The sequence below is a fragment of the Brevundimonas sp. 374 genome (assembly GCF_900102995.1).
Lineage (GTDB): Bacteria > Pseudomonadota > Alphaproteobacteria > Caulobacterales > Caulobacteraceae > Brevundimonas > Brevundimonas vesicularis_C.
On record NZ_FNKT01000001.1, the window covers coordinates 1259647 to 1276890 of the forward strand.

A 17244-nucleotide genomic window follows, 5' to 3' on the forward strand; every position below is an offset into this window, starting at 1 on the left:
ACAGAGTGTGGGAAGCAGGAGCGCAGCCGCTCCCGTAAGTCGTTTCGTGGTCTGCGACATGAGCTAGTACCCCCTATGCAATCTCGCAGTTGCGAAGATTTTACCGCATTTGCGATAGGCGCAAGGGGCTAGACCGTGAACGGCGCAACTTTCTTGCAACGGTCATGGAGAAAAAGAACGGGGCCGCACGATCTTGCGATCCTGCGGCCCGATACCAGATTCTTTATGCCGAAAAAACCAAGCTGAGCGGCAGGATTTTCAGCTTCAGTTTAAGCCGTCAGGCCCAGTGCATTTGCACCCGGTGCGCCGCCGCCCAATGGATGGCGCGGATGGCGTCGATGACGGCTTCGGTCGCCGCACGCGTGCCCAGCGCGCCGCCCAGGTCAGCCGTCACGGCGCCGGCCGCCAGGACGGCGGCGACGGCGGCCTCGATGGAATCGGCCTCGTCCTCCAGCTTCAGGCTGTGACGCAGCAGCAGGGCTGCCGACAGGATGGTCCCGACCGGATTGGCCAGATCCTGACCGGCGATGTCCGGCGCCGAGCCGTGGATCGGCTCGAACAGACCCGGCCCGCCCGCGCCCAGCGACGCCGACGGCAACAGGCCGATGGAGCCGCCCAGCACAGAGATCTCGTCCGATAGGATGTCGCCGAACATGTTTTCGGTCAGGATGACGTCGTATTCGCGCGGCTTGCGGATCAGATGCATGGCCATGGAGTCCACCAGGGCGTGCTCCAGGGTGATGTCTGGGAACTCCTCGGCATGGATGCGGGTCACGACCTCGCGCCACAGCCGGCTGGTCTCCATGACATTGGCCTTGTCGACCGAGGTCACCTTGCCGCGACGCTGTTGGGCGGTCTGGAAGGCGGCGCGGGTCACCCGCTCGATCTCCGGCACGGTGTATTCGCACAGGTCGGTGGCGCGATCGGCGGTGCGGGTCTTCTCGCCGAAATAGACGCCGCCGGTCAGTTCGCGGAAGACGATCAGATCGACGCCCTCGACGATCTCCTTCTTCAGCGGCGAGCGGTGCGCCAGCACCGGCGACACCTGCAACGGCCGCAGATTGGCGAACAGGCCCATCGCCTTGCGGATCGCCAACAGTCCCTGTTCCGGACGCGCCTTGCCGCCATCCCATTTCGGCCCGCCGACCGCGCCCAGCAGCACAGCGTCGGACGCGACGCAGGCGGCGCGCGTGGCCTCTGGCAAAGGCTCGCCCGTCTCGTCGATGGCCGCGCCGCCGATCAGATGCTCGGCGAACTCGAAATGGTGACCATAGAAATCGCCGATGACCCGCAAGACATCACGCGCGGCCCGCGTGACCTCCGGTCCGACGCCGTCGCCGGGCAGCAGGACGATGTTGTAGGTCTTGGTGGCGGCGGTGCTCATCTTACGGTCTCTTTCGATCGCTCGTAGGCTTCGATTTCAGGCATGTTTGATTGCAGCCAGCCCAGGGTGTCCACCCCGTCCAGCAGGCATTGACGGGCGAAGGATTCGACCCCGAACGGCACGGGTTCGGCATTGCCGCGCTGGATCTGATTGGCCTGGAGGTCGATCGTGACCGGCTGGTCCGGCTGCGACGCCAGATCGTCCCAAACCGCCTGGCTGACGACGATGGGCAGCAGGCCGTTTTTCAGCGCATTCGATGTAAAAATGTCAGCGATCTCGGTCGAGATCACCGCCCGGAACCCATAGTCCAGCAGGGCCCAGGGCGCATGTTCGCGCGACGAACCGCAGGCGAAGTTCCGGCCCGCCAGCAGGATGCGATGCTCGGCCGGATCGATCCGGTTCAAGATGGCCTCGGGTTTTTCCGAGCCGTCGTCCTCGTAACGCCAGTCATAGAAGGCGGCCTTGCCCAGCCCTTCGCGCGTGGTTGTGGTCAGGAACCGCGCCGGAATGATCTGGTCGGTGTCGATATTGGCCTGGCTCAGGGTCACGGTCTTGGAGGTCAGCACCTGGAAGGGTTCAGACATGCTCGACCTCCTTCAGATAGACGCGCGGATCGGTCAGCACACCGGCGACCGCCGTCGCCGCCGCCGTCGCCGGGCTGGCCAAGATGGTGCGGGCGTCCTTGCCCTGACGCCCTTCGAAATTGCGGTTCGATGTGGATACGGCCAGTTGGCCCGGCGCGACGAAATCGCCGTTCATGGCGATGCACATCGAACAGCCGGGAATGCGCCATTCGGCCCCGGCGGCGATGAAGACTTGATCCAGGCCTTCAGCCTCTGCGTCGCGACGCACGGCCTCGGACCCCGGCACCACCAGCATGCGCAGGCCCGGCTTGACCTTCCTGCCGCGCAGCACCTCGGCGGCGGCGCGCAGATCGGGCAGACGTCCGTTGGTGCAGGATCCGATGAAGACCACATCCACCGGCTGGCTCGTCGTCGCCTCCCCGGCCGTGAAGCCCATATAGGCGATGGCCTTGCGGTCTGAGTCCGACTGCGGTTGCGGCACGGGCGAGCCGATGGGCGCGCCCGCATCCGGCGTCGTGCCCCAGGTCGCCATGGGTCGGATGGCGGCGCCGTCGATGATCACTTCCTTGTCGAAGACCGCGCCTGCATCCGTTGCCAGTTTCAGCCATTCGGCTGTTGCGGCCTCATAGTCGGCGGGGACGTGCTTGCGACCGCGCAGCCAGTCGATGGTAGTCTGGTCCGGGGCGATCATGCCCGCGCGGGCGCCGGCCTCGATGGACATGTTGCACAGGGTCATGCGCCCTTCCATGTCCAGCGACCGCACCGCCTCGCCCGCGTATTCGATGACATAGCCGGTGCCGCCGCCGAAACCGATGGCGGCGATGACCGCCAGGGCGACATCCTTGCCCGAAACGCCGGGCTGCAACTTTCCGTCCACCGTCATCCGCATGGCCTTGGCCTTGCGCTGCAACAGGCATTGGGTCGCCAGCACGTGACCGACTTCCGAAGTGCCGATCCCGAAGGCCAGGGCGCCGAAGGCGCCATGAGTGGCGGTATGACTGTCGCCGCAGACCACCGTCATGCCCGGCTGGGTCAGACCGAGTTCCGGCCCCATGACATGGACTACGCCGCGATCTTCCGATCCCCATCCGGCCAGCGGCACGCCATGGGCGGCGCAGTTGCGCTCCAGCGCATGAACCTGAGCCTCGGCCTGGGCGGTGACATAGGGTTTCAGACCATTCAGCCCCGCCGGCAGGGTCGGCGTCGAATGATCCAGCGTCGCATAGGTCCGGTCGGGGCGACGGACCTTCAGACCGCGCGCCTCGATCTCGCTGAAGGCCTGGGGGCTGGTGACTTCGTGGACCAGATGCAGGTCGATATACAGCACGCCCGCCGTGTCGGCCGTTTCCGGCCGCACAACGTGGGCGTCCCACACCTTGTCGAACAGGGTCTTGGGATCAGGCATATTGGGCCACGACCTCGGACACGCCATCGACCCGGTCGATGATGGCGATCAGTTCGGCGTCATTGATCTCGCCGATCTGATCCGCGCGCGACTTGAAGCCGGCGACCACCGCCGCCAGACGCTCGCCCTCGATGGGACGGCCGATGGTCTCGGCGCGCTTGGCGATGGCGTGACGGCCCGAATGCTTGCCCAGCACGAACCAGCTGCCCTCGAAGCCCACATCCTGGGGCCGCATGATCTCATAGGTGCGGCTGTCGGCCAGCATGCCGTGCTGGTGGATTCCCGCCTCGTGGGCGAAGGCGTTGATGCCCACCACCGACTTGTTGCGGGCGATGACTGTCTCGGTGATCTCGCACAGGATCTTGGAGGCGCGCACCAGATGACGGCTGTCGGCGCCGGTCGTGACGCCATAGCGGTCCTCGCGGACCTTCAGCGCCATGATGACTTCTTCGATCGAGCAGTTGCCGGCCCGCTCGCCGATGCCGTTTATCGCGCCCTCGATCTGACGCGCGCCGCCCTCGACGGCGGCCAGGGAGTTTGCGACCGCCATGCCCAGGTCGTCGTGGCAGTGGGCCGAGAAGATCACGTGCGGATGGCGCTTCTTGATCCGTGCGGCCAAGGCGGCGAAGCGCTCGCGAACCTCCTGCGGTGTGGCATAGCCGACGGTGTCGGGCACGTTCAGCGTTCGGGCGCCGGCGTCGGCGGCGGCTTCCAGCACATCGGCCAGAAACTCCGGCTCGGTGCGGAAGGCGTCCTCGGCCGAGAACTCCACGTCGTCGAACAGGCTGCGGGCGTATTCCACCGACCGCACGGCCGTCGACAGCACCTCATTGGTGGACATCTTCAGCTTGGCGGAACGGTGGATCGGGCTGGTGCCGATGAAGGTGTGGCACCGACGGTGCGACTTCGGCGCCGGCGCCAGAGCGCGGAAGGTGGCGTCGATGTCCTTCTCGTTGGCGCGCGACAGAGAGCAGAAGATCGGTCCCTCGACCTCGCCCGCCACGCGACGGATGCAGTCCTCGTCGCCGGGCGAGGCGGCGGCGAAGCCGGCCTCGATAACGTCGACGCCCAGGTCCCGCAGAACCTGGGCCATCTTCACCTTGGCCTGGGCGCTCATCGAGAAGCCCGGAGCCTGTTCCCCGTCCCGCATCGTCGTGTCGAAGACGATGACGCGGTTGGGATCGGCGGCGATCTCCTCTGTGCGGGATACGCCCGATACTCGTACGCTTTCGGGGGTAATCATTACGCGGCCTCGGATTGAATAATGTCGTTGCTGATGCGGCGCACGCCGAACAGCCGGTCGATCTGGCGACCCAGGTTGTCCATGCAGCGGCCGGCGTCGCGGCCGCGCACGGTCAGGGCGATGCGGCGGAAGGCGCCCTCGTCAGCCAGGGCCATGCCGTCAATGTGGAAGCCTCGGCGCTCCACCAGGCCGATGAGACGCTGAAGCGAACCGTCCGCGCGGTCGATCTGGATGTGGATCGTGTTGCTCATCTCAGGAGCCCTCCATCATTTCAGCATTGCTTTTGCCCGGCGGAACCAGCGGCCAGACGTTGTCTCGGGGGTCGATGACCACATGGGCCAGGCAGGGACCGTCGGCGGCCAGCAGGCGCTGGATGCCGTCGGACACCTGATCACGGCGATCGATGCGGAAGGCCTCGATGCAGAAGGCTTCGGCGACCTTCACGAAGTCCGGGTTGTCGGACAGATCGATCTCGGAATAGTTCTCGGCGAAGAACAGCTCCTGCCACTGGCGCACCAGGCCCAGCGAGGAATTGTCGATCAGCACGATCTTCAGCGGGATGCCGTAACGCTTCAGCGTCGCCAGCTCTTGGATGTTCATCATGAAGCCGCCATCGCCGGCGATTGTGACGACCGTCGCGGACGGATCGGCCAGCTTGGCCCCGATGCCGGCGGGCAAACCAAAGCCCATCGCGCCCAGACCGCCCGAGGTGATGTGAGCTTCCGGCTTGGCGAAGCGGCAGTGCATGGCCGCCCACATCTGATGCTGGCCCACGTCGCAGGCGGCGACGAAGTCATCGCCCGCCGCTTCCGAGATTTCCTTCAGCAGGGCGGGCGCATAGACCCCCTCGCCCGGTGCGTCATAGCGGTGAGCGCCAGCTTTGGCCGCGCCAGCGCAGTCGTCGGCCCAGGCCTGGATGTCCAGCGCCGCGCCCGACCGCATGCGCGCCGTCAGCGCCTCAACGCCTTCGCGCAGCTCGCCGACGACGGCGACATTGGCGCTGCGCAGTTTGCCGACTTCCGAGGCGTCGATGTCGAAATGAACGATGCGGGCATTGGGCGCGAATTCAGCCAGCTTGCCCGTCGCGCGGTCGTCGAACCGGGCGCCGACGACGATCAGCAGATCGCTGTCCTGCACCGCGTGGTTGGCGGCGCGCGTGCCGTGCATGCCCAGCATGCCCAGCATGCCCGGCGCATCGGTCGGGATGGTGCCCAGGGCGTTCAGGGTCGAGACCTGGGGGATGCCGGTCGCGGCGACGAATGCGCGCAGGGCTTTTGTCGCGCCGCCGATCTTCACCCCGCCGCCGATATAGACCAGCGGCTTCTTGGCCGCCCGGATCGCGGCCTCGGCGGCGGCGATGGCGTCGTGATCGACGCGCGGCGTCTCGTTGGGAATCGAGAAACCGTAGTCGTCGCCGGTCGTCTCGAACTGCACATCCTTGGGCAGATCGACCAGAACCGGACCGGGGCGGCCCGAGCGAGCGATATGGAAGGCTTCCTCGATCGCTGCGGGAACCTCGGCGGCCGAGCGGACCAGGATCGAATGTTTCACGATCGGCAGGGTGACGCCCAGGATGTCGATCTCCTGGAAGGCGTCGGTGCCCATCAGACCCTGGGCGACGTTGCCGGTGATGCAGACGATCGGCACCGAGTCCATCATCGCATTGGCGATGCCGGTGACCAGATTGGTGGCGCCGGGGCCTGACGTCGCCATGCAGACGCCGACCTTGCCGCTCTTCCTGGCATAGGCGTCGGCCGAGAAGGCCGCGCCCTGCTCATGGCGGACCAGGATGTGTTTTAGCTTGGAGCCGGCCAGGGCGTCATAGACCGGCATGATGGCGCCGCCCGGATAGCCGAACACCACCTCCACCCCCAGCCGCTCCAGGGTGGAGACCAGCAGACGCGCACCCGACTGGGGAGCGGTCTCGGCTGAGGGTTTGAAAGCGGCGGCGGTCATCAGGGTCATCCGGTCGTTCAGGCGGCGATCAGGCCGCTTCAGCCTTGGGCGTGTTCAGCCAGGCCATGCGTTCGCGCAGACGAGCGCCGACCTGTTCGATCTGGCTCTCGCGGTCCGCCTGCAGCCAAGCCTCGTATTGCGGCTTGCCGGCCTCGTTCTCGGCGATCCAGTTGCGCGCGAAGGTGCCGTCCTGGATCTCGTCCAGAATGGTCTTCATGCGGGCCTTGGTCTCTTCGGTCACGACGCGCGGGCCGCTGGCGACCGCGCCGTACTTGGCGGTTTCCGAGATGAAGTGGTGCATCTTGGAGATGCCGCCTTCGTAGAACAGGTCCACGATCAGCTTCAGCTCGTGCAGGCATTCGAAATAGGCGATCTCGGGCTGGTAGCCGGCCTCGACCAGAGTGTTGAAGCCCTGGATGACCAGCTCCTTGGCGCCGCCGCACAGGACGGCCTGTTCGCCGAACAGATCGGTCTCGGTCTCTTCGCGGAAGGTGGTTTCCAGCAGGCCGCCGGTCGCGCCGCCATTGCCCTTGGCGTAGCCCATGGCCCGATCGCGCGCCTTGCCGGTCACGTCCTTCTCGATGGCGAACAGGCTAGGCACGCCGCGACCGCGCTGAAACTCGCGACGGACCAGATCGCCCGGTCCCTTCGGCGCGACCAGGATCACGTCCATATCCTCGCGCGGCGTGATGCGCTCGTAGATGATCGAAAAGCCGTGGGCGAACAGCAGGGCCGAGCCCTCCTTGGCGTTCGGCTCAATGATGTCGCGATAGACGTCGCCCTGAACCATGTCGGGGGTCAGGATGGCGATGATGTCGGCGCCCTTGACGGCCTCGGCCGGCTCGGCGGTCGGCACGCCGTCGGCGGTGGCGTGTTTCCAGCCCGTGCCGCCGTGACGGACGCCGGCGACCACGTCATGGCCGCTGTCCTTCAGGTTCTGTGCATGGGCGCGACCCTGCGAGCCGTAGCCGATGATGGCGATGCGCTGGCCGGCGATGGCGCCCGGCTTGATGTCTTCGTTGGTGTAGATGGTGATAGCCATGGGTCAGGCGTCCTGAGCAGCGTTGGTTTTGTGGCTTGCCGGGATTTGGGCCGGCGGCGGATTGGGAATGGTGACGGCGCCCTGGGCGGCCGAGGCGACCGAGGCGCGGTATTTGGCGAAGACACCTCGCGCCGGGCGGACTACGTGGGGCGTAAAGCCCGCCCGGCGCGTCGCCAGATCGACATTGACGTCGATGCGGCGGTTGGTGACGTCGATGTTGATGCGATCACCATCGCGAATGAGGGCGATCGGGCCGCCCACGGCGGCTTCCGGCGAGACGTGCCCGGCGACGAAGCCGTAGCTGGCGCCCGAGAAACGGCCGTCGGTCAGCAGGGCGACGTTGTCGATCTTGCGCCCCTTCAGAGCGGCGGTGACCTGCAGCATTTCGCGCATGCCCGGACCGCCCTTGGGCCCTTCGTAGCGGATGATGATCACGTCGCCCTCGCCGACCGATCCGTCCTGAACGGCGTGGAAGGCGTCTTCCTCTGAGTCGAAGACGCAGGCCGGACCTTCGAACGTATCGACCTTGTGACCCGTCAGCTTGATGACCGCGCCTTCGGGGGCGACGTCGCCATAGATGACGGCGAAGCTGCCGCGATCCATCACAGGGGCGTCGAAGGTGGTTACGACCACCTGACCCGGCGTCTCCTCGGCCTCGGCCGCCTCGGCGAACAGGCTGCGGCCGGTGACGGTGGGGGTGTTCACGATCTTGCCCGCCTCGGCCATCCGCTGGGTGACCAGACGCGTGCCGCCGGCCGCGAACAGGTGCGAGGCCAGGAAGCGGCCGCCCGGCTTCAGATCGCAGATGACCGGCGCCTCGACGCAGGCCTGATGGCAGTCCTCGACGCCGAACTCGACGCCGGCTTCCGCCGCGATGGCCGTCAGGTGCATGACCGCATTGGTCGACCCGCCCGAGGCCGAGACCGCGACGGCAGCGTTCTTCAGGCTGGCGCGGGTGATGTATTTGTGGGCAGTGTCGCCGGAGAAGACGCGCTCGACGATCAGGCGGCCGCAGCGTTCGCCCTCGGCGGCCTTGTTCGGATCGACGGCGGGAACGTCGTTGGCGCCCATGGGCGAGATGCCCATGACCGACAGGGCCATCGCCATGGTGTTGGCCGTGAACTGACCGCCGCAGGCCCCGGCGCCGGGGCAGACGGCCTGTTCGACCGCCTTCAGGCCCGCATCGTCCAGGGCGCCGGCCGAATGGGCGCCGATCGCCTCGAACACCTCCTGGACCGAGACCTCCTTGGTCCCGATCACGCCCGGCATGATGGTGCCGCCGTAATAGACCAGGCCGGGGATATCCATCCGGGCCAGGGCCATGGCCGCCGCCGGGATCGTCTTATCGCAACCGACGATGCAGACCACGCCGTCCAGCTGATGGCCTTCGATGGCCAGTTCGATGGAGTCGGCGACGACCTCGCGGCTGATCAGCGAGGCCTTCATGCCCGCCGTGCCCATCGAAATGCCGTCGGTGACGACGATGGTGTTGAAATCGACCGGATAGCCGCCCGCCGCGATGATGCCGGCGCGCACGTCCTTGGCCAGGCGGTCCAGGTGCATGTTGCACGGCGTGACCGTCGACCAGGTGTTGACGATGCCGATCATCGGCTTGTCGAAGTCGGCGTCCTGCATGCCGGCAGCGCGCAGGTATGAGCGAGCGGCCGCCCGGTTCGGACCAGCCGTCACCGCCGCGCTGCGCGCGTTGGGCTTTCTGGGCTGGGAGGTAGAATTTTGCGTCATTGGTCCGGTTCGTTTCGAACCGCCGCGCACTAAAAACCCCGCTTCCTTTCGGAGGCGGGGTGGTGCGAGGCGATCCTGATGGTGTCTAAGGTCAGGTCGCGTGCATCCACGCCGCTTGCGTAAGCAGGCCGAGAAGTACGAGGGTAATGAGGAATACGGGGCTTTCCAGGCCGACAGGCGCGCGAACGGCGGCGACCGCCTTGGCGGTGCGTCCCTTCGTCATGTCGCGCGTCATCGTGGCCACGGGTGGCTCCCTGTTCTGACGCCAAGAAACCATAGCCGCTGGAGTCGCACAACCCCTGTCGCAATAATTTTGCGCAACGGCCGGAAAAGAACCTCGCCTAGGGGTGTTTCCTACCTCAAGCCGACACAGGCGCTTTCCGAAGCGTAACCGTCCATCACATCATGTTACGTGCGCGGGGTTGAAACCCGCCCGCGACCGCTCCATTGAGACGCCAACCTATATGTAGCGCACAACACCCTACCGTTCAGAGGAGCTTCCCATGACCGTTCGCGTCGCCATCAATGGTTTCGGCCGCATTGGCCGTCTCGTCCTTCGCTCGATCATCGAGCATGGCCGCACGGACATCGAGGTGGTGGCGATCAACGATCTGGGTCCTGTCGAGACCAACGCCCACCTGTTCCGCTACGATTCGGTCCACGGCCGCTTCCCCGGCACGGTGACCTCGGGCGAGGATTGGATTGACGTCGGCACGGGCAAGATCAAGGTTACGGCCGAGCGTGACCCCGCCAATCTGCCCCACGCCGAGCTGAAGGTGGACATCGCCTTCGAATGCACCGGCATTTTCACCTCCAAGGACAAGGCCAGCGCCCACCTGAGGGCCGGCGCCAAGCGCGTCCTGGTCTCGGCGCCCGCCGACAACGCCGACAAGACCATCGTCTACAAGGTCAACCACGAGACCCTGACCGCCGACGACATCGTCGTGTCCAACGGCTCGTGCACCACCAACGCCCTGGCCCCCGTCGCCAAGGTGCTGAACGACCTGTTCGGCATCGAGCGCGGCTATATGACCACCATCCACTCCTACACCGGCGACCAGCCGACGCTGGATACGATGCACAAGGACCTGTACCGCGCCCGCGCCGCGGCCCTGTCCATGATCCCGACCTCGACCGGCGCCGCCAAGGCCCTGGGTCTGGTCCTGCCGGAGCTGAAGGGCAAGCTGGACGGCTCGTCGATCCGCGTCCCGACCCCGAACGTTTCGGTTGTGGATCTGAAGGTCGTCGCCGGTCGCGAAGTCACGGTGGAAGAGATCAATGCGGCGCTTCAGGCCGCCGCCGACGGCCCGATGAAGGGCGTCCTGTTCACCACGACCGACCCGCTGGTCTCGCACGACCTGAACCACATCGCCGCCTCCTCGACCGCCGCCCTGCCCCAGACCCAGGTCGTCGATGGCAAACTGGCTCGGGTTCTGAGCTGGTACGACAACGAATGGGGCTTCGCGACGCGCATGAGCGACACCGCGCTGCAGATGGCGAAGTTCCTGTAAGCTTTCTTCATTCCGCTCATCCCCGCGAAAGCGGGGACCCAGTTCTTTGGGCGATCCGGCCCAACCCACTTGCGCCGCTCATGATCCCAGCCCTCGCGCCACGCAAAAGGACTGGGCCCCCGCTTTCGCGGGGATGAGCGGATGGAGAATGTCATGACCTTCCGCACCCTCGACGACGCCCAAAAAGTTTACGGGGATCTCGCCGGAAAGACGGCCCTGGTCCGCGTGGACTTCAACGTCCCGATGGAGGGCGGCAAGGTCACCGACGACACCCGGCTCCGGGTCGCCCTTCCGACGATCCAGCGCCTGCGCGATGCCGGCGGCAAGGTCGCCCTGCTGGCCCACTTCGACCGCCCCAAGGGCCAGCGCGTTCCGTCGATGAGCCTGAGGCCGGTCGTCCAGCCGTTGGAAGAACTGCTCGGCGCCCCCGTCCGCTTCGCCGACGACTGCATCGGTCCCGACGCCGTCGAGGCGATTCGCGATCTGGACGCCGGCGGCGTGGTCCTGCTGGAAAACGTGCGCTTCCATGCGGCGGAAGAGGCCAATGATCCGGTCTTCGCCCAAAAGCTGGCGGATCTCGGCGATCTTTACGTCAACGACGCCTTCTCGGCCGCGCACCGCGCCCACGCCTCGACCGAAGGCGTCGCCCACCACATCCCGGCCTATGCCGGCGAATCCATGCGCCGCGAACTAGACGCGCTCGACGCCGCCTTGGGCAATCCGCAGAAGCCGGTCGTCGGCATCGTCGGCGGCTCCAAGGTCTCGACCAAGCTCGACCTGCTGAAGAACCTGGTCGGAAAGCTGGACACCTTGGCCATCGGCGGCGGCATGGCCAACACCTTCCTTTATGCCCAAGGCGTCGATATCGGCGGCTCGCTGGCCGAAAAGGATATGGCGGACACGGCGCGCGAAATCCTGGCGGAAGCCGAAGCCAAGGGCTGCGACATCCTGCTGCCCGTCGATGTCGTGGTGGCGACCGAGGTCAAGCCCGGCGCCGACGCCCGCACCGTCAAGACAGGCGAAGCCCTCGCGACTGAAGACAAGATCCTGGACGCCGGCCCCGACACCGTCGCCCGCCTGAACGCCGCGATCGACGGCTCCAAGACCCTGATCTGGAACGGCCCGTTGGGCGTGTTCGAGGTGCCGCCCTTCGACGCCGCCACAGTCGCGGCCGCCAAGCACGTCGCCGAGCGCACCAAGGCCGGCGCCCTGATCGCGGTGGCGGGCGGCGGCGACACGGTCGCGGCCGTCGGTCATGCCGGCGTCGCGGCGGACCTGACCTTCGTGTCCACTGCCGGCGGCGCCTTCCTGGAATGGATGGAGGGCAAGCCCCTGCCCGGCGTCGAGGCCCTGCGCGCCTGAAGGCTCAGCGATGCAGGCGGATCACGCCGGCATCCTGTCTTTGAAATCGGCGTTGAAACGGCTGTAACACGGCGTGACTTCACGCTGTCCGGCGTCTAATCTCTCGCCCAACCAAAAAGACTTTTCGGCTCAGGAGACTACCCCATGGCGCGCATCACGCTGCGACAGCTGCTCGACCACGCGGCAGAGAACGATTACGGCCTGCCCGCCTACAACATCAACAATATGGAACAGGGTCTGGCGATCATGGAGGCGGCCCATGAGGTCAATGCTCCCGTGATCATTCAAGCGAGCCGGGGCGCCCGGAACTACGCCAACGACATCGTTCTGGCCAAGCTGATCGACGCCCTGGCCGAGCTCTATCCGCACATTCCGGTCTGTATGCACCAGGACCACGGCAACGGCCCGGCGACCTGCGCCACCGCCATCCAGTACGGTTTCACCAGCGTGATGATGGACGGCTCGCTGGAAGAGGACGCCAAGACCCCCGCCAGCTATGAATACAACGTCGACGTCACCCGTCGCGTCACCGAAATGGCCCACGCCTGCGGAGTTTCGGTCGAGGGCGAACTGGGCGTGCTGGGCTCGCTGGAAACCGGCATGGGCGAGGCCGAGGACGGCCACGGCTTCGAAGGCAAGCTGGACCACTCGCAACTGCTGACCGACCCGGATCAGGCCGTCGATTTCGTCGCCGCCACGAAGGTCGACGCCCTCGCCATCGCCATGGGCACCAGCCACGGCGCCTACAAGTTCACGCGTCAGCCGGACGGCGAGGTTCTGGCCATGAATGTGATCGAGGAAATCCACCGCCGCCTGCCCAACACCCACTTGGTGATGCACGGCTCGTCGTCGGTGCCGCAGGATCTGCAGGACATCATCAACCAGTACGGCGGCGAAATGCCACAGACCTGGGGCGTTCCGGTCGAGGAAATCCAGCGCGGCATCAAGCACGGCGTGCGCAAGGTCAACATCGACACCGACAACCGCATGGCCATCACCGGCGCCATCCGTAAGGCCCTGATGGAGAAGCCGGGCGAGTTCGACCCGCGCTACTATCTGAAGCCGGCCAAGGAAGCGATGAAGAAGCTCTGCATGGAGCGCTACCAGCAGTTCGGCTGCGAGGGCCAGGCCTCCAAGATCCGCCCGCTTTCCACCGCCCAGATGGCGAAGCGCTACGCCTCGGGCGACCTGGATCCGTCCTTCCGCGGCGCGTCCGTCAAGGCCGCCTAGGACCGTCGTCTAGACCGGGTAGCGGCCGCTCAGTTCGCGCCGAACCCGGCGAACGTCCCATTCCGCCTGATCCAGCGCGTCGCGGGCCTCCCGGGCATTGCGACGCGCATCGCGGATCTCGCCTCTGACCTCTTGGATGCGGTCACGGATACGCTCCCGCTCTTCGTCCGTCAGGCCGTCGCCGCGCAGTTCGCGCTCCTTGGCCTCCAGCTTGTCTTCGCGGTTCTCGATCCAGGCCTCGGCGCTGTTCAGCGCGCTTTCCGCCGTCTCGTAGGCGTCCTCGACCTCATGCAGCATTCGGCCGTCGCGATAGGCCGGCAGAAACGCCTGCTCCTCCTCCGGCCGACAAACGCCATAATAGGCATTGCCCGCCCGCCCCTCCTCCCAGCCGCGCTGGAAGGTGCAGTAGGTCCGCAAGCCATCCTCACGCGCCGAGCCGTAGGCGGCCGAGTTGGGTGCGATCTGAAACTTGGCGCAGGCCTTGGCGTGGTCGTCCAGTCGCGTCATCGGATAGCCCGACGCCCCGTCGGCATAGCCCTTCTCGCCCCAGGCGCCGGCGAGGCATTCGTCCTTGCTCATGGTCGTGCAGCTGCTCAGCAGCGCCGCCGCGGCGAACGCGCCCCCGGCGATCATCAACCGCTTCATCGGATGTCCCCTACGCCCCCAAGCTTGACTATCACCTCACCCGCGCCCCTCGCGCAAGCGGCCGGTCGTGCTAGGGAGACGACGTGTCCGCCCATGATCTGATCGACGAAGACGAAGACCCCGCGACCGGCGCCCCCGCCGAGGTGCTGGAGGCCCGCATCGACGCGGCCGGCGTTCGCCTGGACAAGGCCCTGGCCGGCGCCTTCCCTACCCTGTCGCGCGCCCGGCTCCAGGCCCTGCTGGCCGAGGGCGCCGTCAGCCGCGATGGCGCGGTCCTGACCGGCGGTTCCGCCAAGGCCCAGCCCGGCCTCTATGCCGTCGCCCTGCCGCCCGTCGCGCCGGCCACGCCCCAGCCCCAGGCCATTCCCCTGATCGTTCTCTACGAGGACGCCGACCTTATCGTCATCGACAAGCCTGCGGGCATGGCCGCCCATCCTGCGCCCGGCACACCAAACGGCACCCTGGTCAATGCGCTGCTGGCCCATTGCGGCGACAGCCTGTCGGGCATCGGCGGCGTCGCCCGCCCCGGAATCGTTCACCGGCTGGACAAGGACACCTCGGGCGTCATGGTCGCCGCCAAGACCGACCGCGCCCACGCCGGCCTGTCCGCCCTGTTCGCTGCGCACGATATCGAGCGCACCTATATCGCCCTGACACGCGGCGCGCCGTCGCCCGCGACCGGCCGCATCCACACCCGCATCGGCCGCTCCACCAGCGACCGCAAGAAAATGGCGGTCCTCAAGGCCGGCGGCCGCGAGGCCATCACCGACTATGTCGTCCAAGCGACCTTCAGGCAGCCCGCGAAAGCTGGCGGCGCACCCATGGCTGCGCGTGTCGCCTGCACCCTGCACACCGGCCGCACCCATCAGATCCGCGTCCACCTGTCGTCCAAAGGCGCGCCCATCCTTGGCGACGCGACCTATGGCTCAGGCAGTCCAGCCATTCCCGTTCGCACCGCCATCGCAGAAGCGGCCCTCGAGCGTCAGGCCCTCCACGCCGCCGTCCTGGGCTTTGTCCACCCTGTCACGGGCGAGGCGCTTCGCTTCGAGACCGCGCCGCCGTACGACATGCAGCGTCTCGAAACACGGCTCGCCGAACTCTGAACAGCCGTCCGTGTAGGCAGGTCTTGAATAGCAACTGACAAAGTTCTATATAGGACGTCGATCGGCGCGAGTGGCGCCAGGGCCACGGTCACGCTTTCGTGTGACGATCCGCCTCTAAAAATGGCGGCAACCCATCGCTACTTCACCGGTTGAGGGGTGAGACGTCGGCGCACACACCGTGGCCGATGACGAAGAGCCCGCTCGTTCAAGACGGTCGGAGGGACCTGTATATGGCTGCCAATAGTACGCTCGCGGTGATGTCGCCTGAACAAGGCCTGTCGCGCTATCTGACGGAAATCCGCAAATTTCCGATGCTGACCAAGGATGAGGAGTTCATGCTCGCCAAGCGTTGGTCTGAGCACCAGGACCCCGAAGCCGCCCACCGTCTCGTCACCTCGCACCTTCGTCTCGTGGCCAAGATCGCCATGGGGTATCGCGGCTACGGCCTGCCGATCGGCGAAGTCATTTCCGAGGGCAACGTCGGCCTGATGCAGGCCGTCAAGAAATTCGACGCCGATAAGGGCTTCCGCCTGGCGACCTACGCCATGTGGTGGATTCGCGCTTCGATCCAGGAATACATCCTGCGCAGCTGGTCGCTCGTGAAGATGGGCACCACCGCGGCGCAGAAGAAGTTGTTCTTCAACCTGCGCAAGGCCAAGAGCCAGATCTCGGCATTCGAGGAAGGCGATCTGCATCCTGAACACCTCGCCGCCATCGCCACCAAACTGGGCGTGACGGAGGAAGAGGTCACCAACATGAACCGCCGTCTCGGCGGCGACGCCTCGCTTAACGCCCCTTTGCGCGCCGACGGCGAAAGCGAGTGGCAGGACTGGCTGGCCGACGACACGGCCGTGTCTCAGGAAACCCAACTCGCCGACGACGAGGAAAAGGGCATCCGCATGAGCCTCCTGCAAGAGGCCATGGAAGAGCTGACCGACCGTGAGAAGCACATCCTCACGGAACGTCGCCTCAAGGACGATCCGGTCACGCTGGAAGAACTCGCCGGCCAGTATGGCGTCTCGCGCGAGCGCGTGCGTCAGATCGAGGTCCGCGCCTTCGAGAAGCTGCAAAAGGCCATGCGCGCCGCCGCCGAAGAGCGGAACTTGGTCGACGCCTGAGCAACTCGGTTCGCTGCGCCCTCAACGGCGCGGCGAACCGTCGATGGTCACGACGCGCGCGCCACTGGGGCCGTATCGTCGGCCGCTCTCGCAGCCGCCACCACCGTTCCGACGGGCTGGGCCAGTCCCGCCTTCGTCACCTGACCGCTGGCCACATAGGCCTGCAGAGTCGCCACAGCCATCGCCAGTCGGGCGTCCGCCGTCTTGATGGCCAGACCGTTCAGCGTCTCGGCCTGTTGGCGAATGGCGCGCGTCGCCTGCGACGGATCCTGCTCGAACTGCGACATGGCCGAAACCAGGATTCGCGACGCCTGATCGCGGATTTCGGCAGGGCCGCCTCCAGCCGCACCATCGCTGCGGCGCTTGCGCGCGCCCGAATATTCGCCCGAGTTGAACCGGCGACGATCCGGCCCGACGTAGCCGACGGCCTCGATCCAGGGTCGCGGCTTCAACGTCACATTCTCGACCCGCTTGAACAGGTCACCCGTCGTGAACGGCTTTCTCAGGAACTCGTGGATGCCGGCGTCGCGCGCGCCCTTGATCGCCGCGGCGGTCGCCTCGCCCGTCACCATGATGATCGGCGACATGCGGCACGACATGCTGGAGCGTCGGATGCGCCGCGCCAGAGTCTCGCCGTTCAGCCTGTCGCCGGACCGTTCTGTGAAGATCACGCCCGGCTCGACGTCGCGCAGCAACTCTAGCGCCCGCTCCTCGTCGCCCTCGGAATAGACCTCGCGCGCACCCATGCCCTTCACGATGTCCGTCAGCAGTCGCGCTGACGACAGATTGGCGTCCACGATGACCACCCGACGAAGCGCAGGCTCCATGCGGCTTATGGTTCTGGCGTTTGCGGCGAACACATCAGACTCCGAAGTTGGAGCCGTTATCCTTACCGACCACGGGTTAAGACCTGTTGAA

The 17244-nt window shown here is 66.3% G+C and carries 16 protein-coding genes; 5 read left to right on the top strand and 11 right to left on the bottom strand.

Annotation, left to right across the window (positions count from 1 at the left end):
* Positions 1-277 precede the first annotated feature (277 nt).
* From leuB to BLR19_RS14785, 9 genes are all read right to left on the bottom strand, one after another.
* Positions 278-1384, bottom strand: a complete 1107-nt coding sequence (gene leuB / locus BLR19_RS06225) for a 3-isopropylmalate dehydrogenase (RefSeq protein WP_091748404.1) — start codon at positions 1382-1384, stop codon at positions 278-280.
* Positions 1381-1968: a 3-isopropylmalate dehydratase small subunit gene (gene leuD, locus BLR19_RS06230; protein ID WP_017505141.1), complete on the bottom strand. Its 588-nt coding sequence runs from the start codon at positions 1966-1968 to the stop codon at positions 1381-1383. Before leuD ends, leuB begins: the two co-directional genes overlap by 4 nt.
* A complete protein-coding gene (gene leuC / locus BLR19_RS06235; RefSeq protein ID WP_091748406.1) occupies positions 1961-3373 on the bottom strand; it encodes a 3-isopropylmalate dehydratase large subunit in 1413 nt (470 codons plus the stop codon). The genes leuD and leuC overlap by 8 nt, the downstream gene beginning before the upstream one ends.
* The gene (locus tag BLR19_RS06240) at positions 3366-4616 is read right to left on the bottom strand and encodes a 2-isopropylmalate synthase (RefSeq protein ID WP_091748409.1); all 1251 of its coding nucleotides are present in this window, start codon (positions 4614-4616) and stop codon (positions 3366-3368) included. Before BLR19_RS06240 ends, leuC begins: the two co-directional genes overlap by 8 nt.
* Positions 4616-4867, bottom strand: a complete 252-nt coding sequence (locus BLR19_RS06245) for an ACT domain-containing protein (RefSeq protein ID WP_039244600.1) — start codon at positions 4865-4867, stop codon at positions 4616-4618. Before BLR19_RS06245 ends, BLR19_RS06240 begins: the two co-directional genes overlap by 1 nt.
* A gap of 1 nt (position 4868) precedes the next feature.
* Positions 4869-6581 (bottom strand): acetolactate synthase 2 catalytic subunit, encoded by a 1713-nt coding sequence (gene ilvG, locus BLR19_RS06250; protein WP_091748412.1) that lies wholly within the window; start codon positions 6579-6581, stop codon positions 4869-4871.
* Between the two features lie 19 nt (positions 6582-6600).
* Positions 6601-7614, bottom strand: coding sequence for a ketol-acid reductoisomerase (ilvC, locus tag BLR19_RS06255; RefSeq protein ID WP_091748415.1), 1014 nt, complete (start codon positions 7612-7614; stop codon positions 6601-6603).
* A 3-nt stretch (positions 7615-7617) separates the two neighbouring features.
* The gene (locus BLR19_RS06260; RefSeq protein WP_091748418.1) at positions 7618-9357 is read right to left on the bottom strand and encodes a dihydroxy-acid dehydratase; all 1740 of its coding nucleotides are present in this window, start codon (positions 9355-9357) and stop codon (positions 7618-7620) included.
* 91 nt (positions 9358-9448) lie between these two features.
* The gene (locus BLR19_RS14785) at positions 9449-9601 is read right to left on the bottom strand and encodes a hypothetical protein (RefSeq protein WP_156494693.1); all 153 of its coding nucleotides are present in this window, start codon (positions 9599-9601) and stop codon (positions 9449-9451) included.
* A gap of 259 nt (positions 9602-9860) precedes the next feature.
* On the opposite strand from BLR19_RS14785, the gene gap reads away from it, so the two are divergent.
* From gap to fba, 3 genes are all read left to right on the top strand, one after another.
* Positions 9861-10868, top strand: a complete 1008-nt coding sequence (gene gap / locus BLR19_RS06270; protein ID WP_091748421.1) for a type I glyceraldehyde-3-phosphate dehydrogenase — start codon at positions 9861-9863, stop codon at positions 10866-10868.
* A gap of 153 nt (positions 10869-11021) precedes the next feature.
* On the top strand, positions 11022-12230 hold the full coding sequence (gene pgk, locus BLR19_RS06275) for a phosphoglycerate kinase (RefSeq protein WP_091749158.1): 1209 nt from the start codon (positions 11022-11024) through the stop codon (positions 12228-12230).
* A gap of 144 nt (positions 12231-12374) precedes the next feature.
* Entirely contained in the window at positions 12375-13460 is a 1086-nt protein-coding gene (gene fba, locus BLR19_RS06280; RefSeq protein ID WP_055803694.1) for a class II fructose-bisphosphate aldolase, read from the top strand.
* Positions 13461-13469: 9 nt separating this feature from the next.
* On the opposite strand, the gene BLR19_RS06285 is transcribed toward fba, so the two are convergent.
* Complete coding sequence (locus BLR19_RS06285) at positions 13470-14105, bottom strand: DUF2799 domain-containing protein (protein WP_091748424.1); 636 nt, start codon at positions 14103-14105, stop codon at positions 13470-13472.
* 83 nt (positions 14106-14188) lie between these two features.
* Here BLR19_RS06285 and BLR19_RS06290 point away from each other — a divergent pair, with 83 nt between their 5' ends.
* Together BLR19_RS06290 and rpoH are read left to right on the top strand one after the other, a co-directional pair.
* Entirely contained in the window at positions 14189-15208 is a 1020-nt protein-coding gene (locus BLR19_RS06290; protein ID WP_091748428.1) for an RluA family pseudouridine synthase, read from the top strand.
* A gap of 230 nt (positions 15209-15438) precedes the next feature.
* The gene (gene rpoH, locus BLR19_RS06295) at positions 15439-16326 is read left to right on the top strand and encodes an RNA polymerase sigma factor RpoH (protein ID WP_026108409.1); all 888 of its coding nucleotides are present in this window, start codon (positions 15439-15441) and stop codon (positions 16324-16326) included.
* Positions 16327-16373: 47 nt separating this feature from the next.
* Here the strand turns inward: rpoH and BLR19_RS06300 are convergent, their stop codons facing one another.
* On the bottom strand, positions 16374-17186 hold the full coding sequence (locus BLR19_RS06300; RefSeq protein WP_091748431.1) for a response regulator: 813 nt from the start codon (positions 17184-17186) through the stop codon (positions 16374-16376).
* Positions 17187-17244: the final 58 nt, after the last annotated feature.

Bases quoted from the DNA above. Each gene is read 5' to 3' on its own strand.
- leuB (WP_091748404.1), bottom strand. From the start codon at position 1,384: ATGAGCACCGCCGCCACCAAGACCTACAACATCGTCCTGCTGCCCGGC.
- leuD (WP_017505141.1), bottom strand. From the start codon at position 1,968: ATGTCTGAACCCTTCCAGGTGCTGACCTCCAAGACCGTGACCCTGAGC.
- leuC (WP_091748406.1), bottom strand. From the start codon at position 3,373: ATGCCTGATCCCAAGACCCTGTTCGACAAGGTGTGGGACGCCCACGTT.
- BLR19_RS06240 (WP_091748409.1), bottom strand. From the start codon at position 4,616: ATGATTACCCCCGAAAGCGTACGAGTATCGGGCGTATCCCGCACAGAG.
- BLR19_RS06245 (WP_039244600.1), bottom strand. From the start codon at position 4,867: ATGAGCAACACGATCCACATCCAGATCGACCGCGCGGACGGTTCGCTT.
- ilvG (WP_091748412.1), bottom strand. From the start codon at position 6,581: ATGACCCTGATGACCGCCGCCGCTTTCAAACCCTCAGCCGAGACCGCT.
- ilvC (WP_091748415.1), bottom strand. From the start codon at position 7,614: ATGGCTATCACCATCTACACCAACGAAGACATCAAGCCGGGCGCCATC.
- BLR19_RS06260 (WP_091748418.1), bottom strand. From the start codon at position 9,357: ATGACGCAAAATTCTACCTCCCAGCCCAGAAAGCCCAACGCGCGCAGC.
- gap (WP_091748421.1), top strand. From the start codon at position 9,861: ATGACCGTTCGCGTCGCCATCAATGGTTTCGGCCGCATTGGCCGTCTC.
- pgk (WP_091749158.1), top strand. From the start codon at position 11,022: ATGACCTTCCGCACCCTCGACGACGCCCAAAAAGTTTACGGGGATCTC.
- fba (WP_055803694.1), top strand. From the start codon at position 12,375: ATGGCGCGCATCACGCTGCGACAGCTGCTCGACCACGCGGCAGAGAAC.
- BLR19_RS06285 (WP_091748424.1), bottom strand. From the start codon at position 14,105: ATGAAGCGGTTGATGATCGCCGGGGGCGCGTTCGCCGCGGCGGCGCTG.
- rpoH (WP_026108409.1), top strand. From the start codon at position 15,439: ATGGCTGCCAATAGTACGCTCGCGGTGATGTCGCCTGAACAAGGCCTG.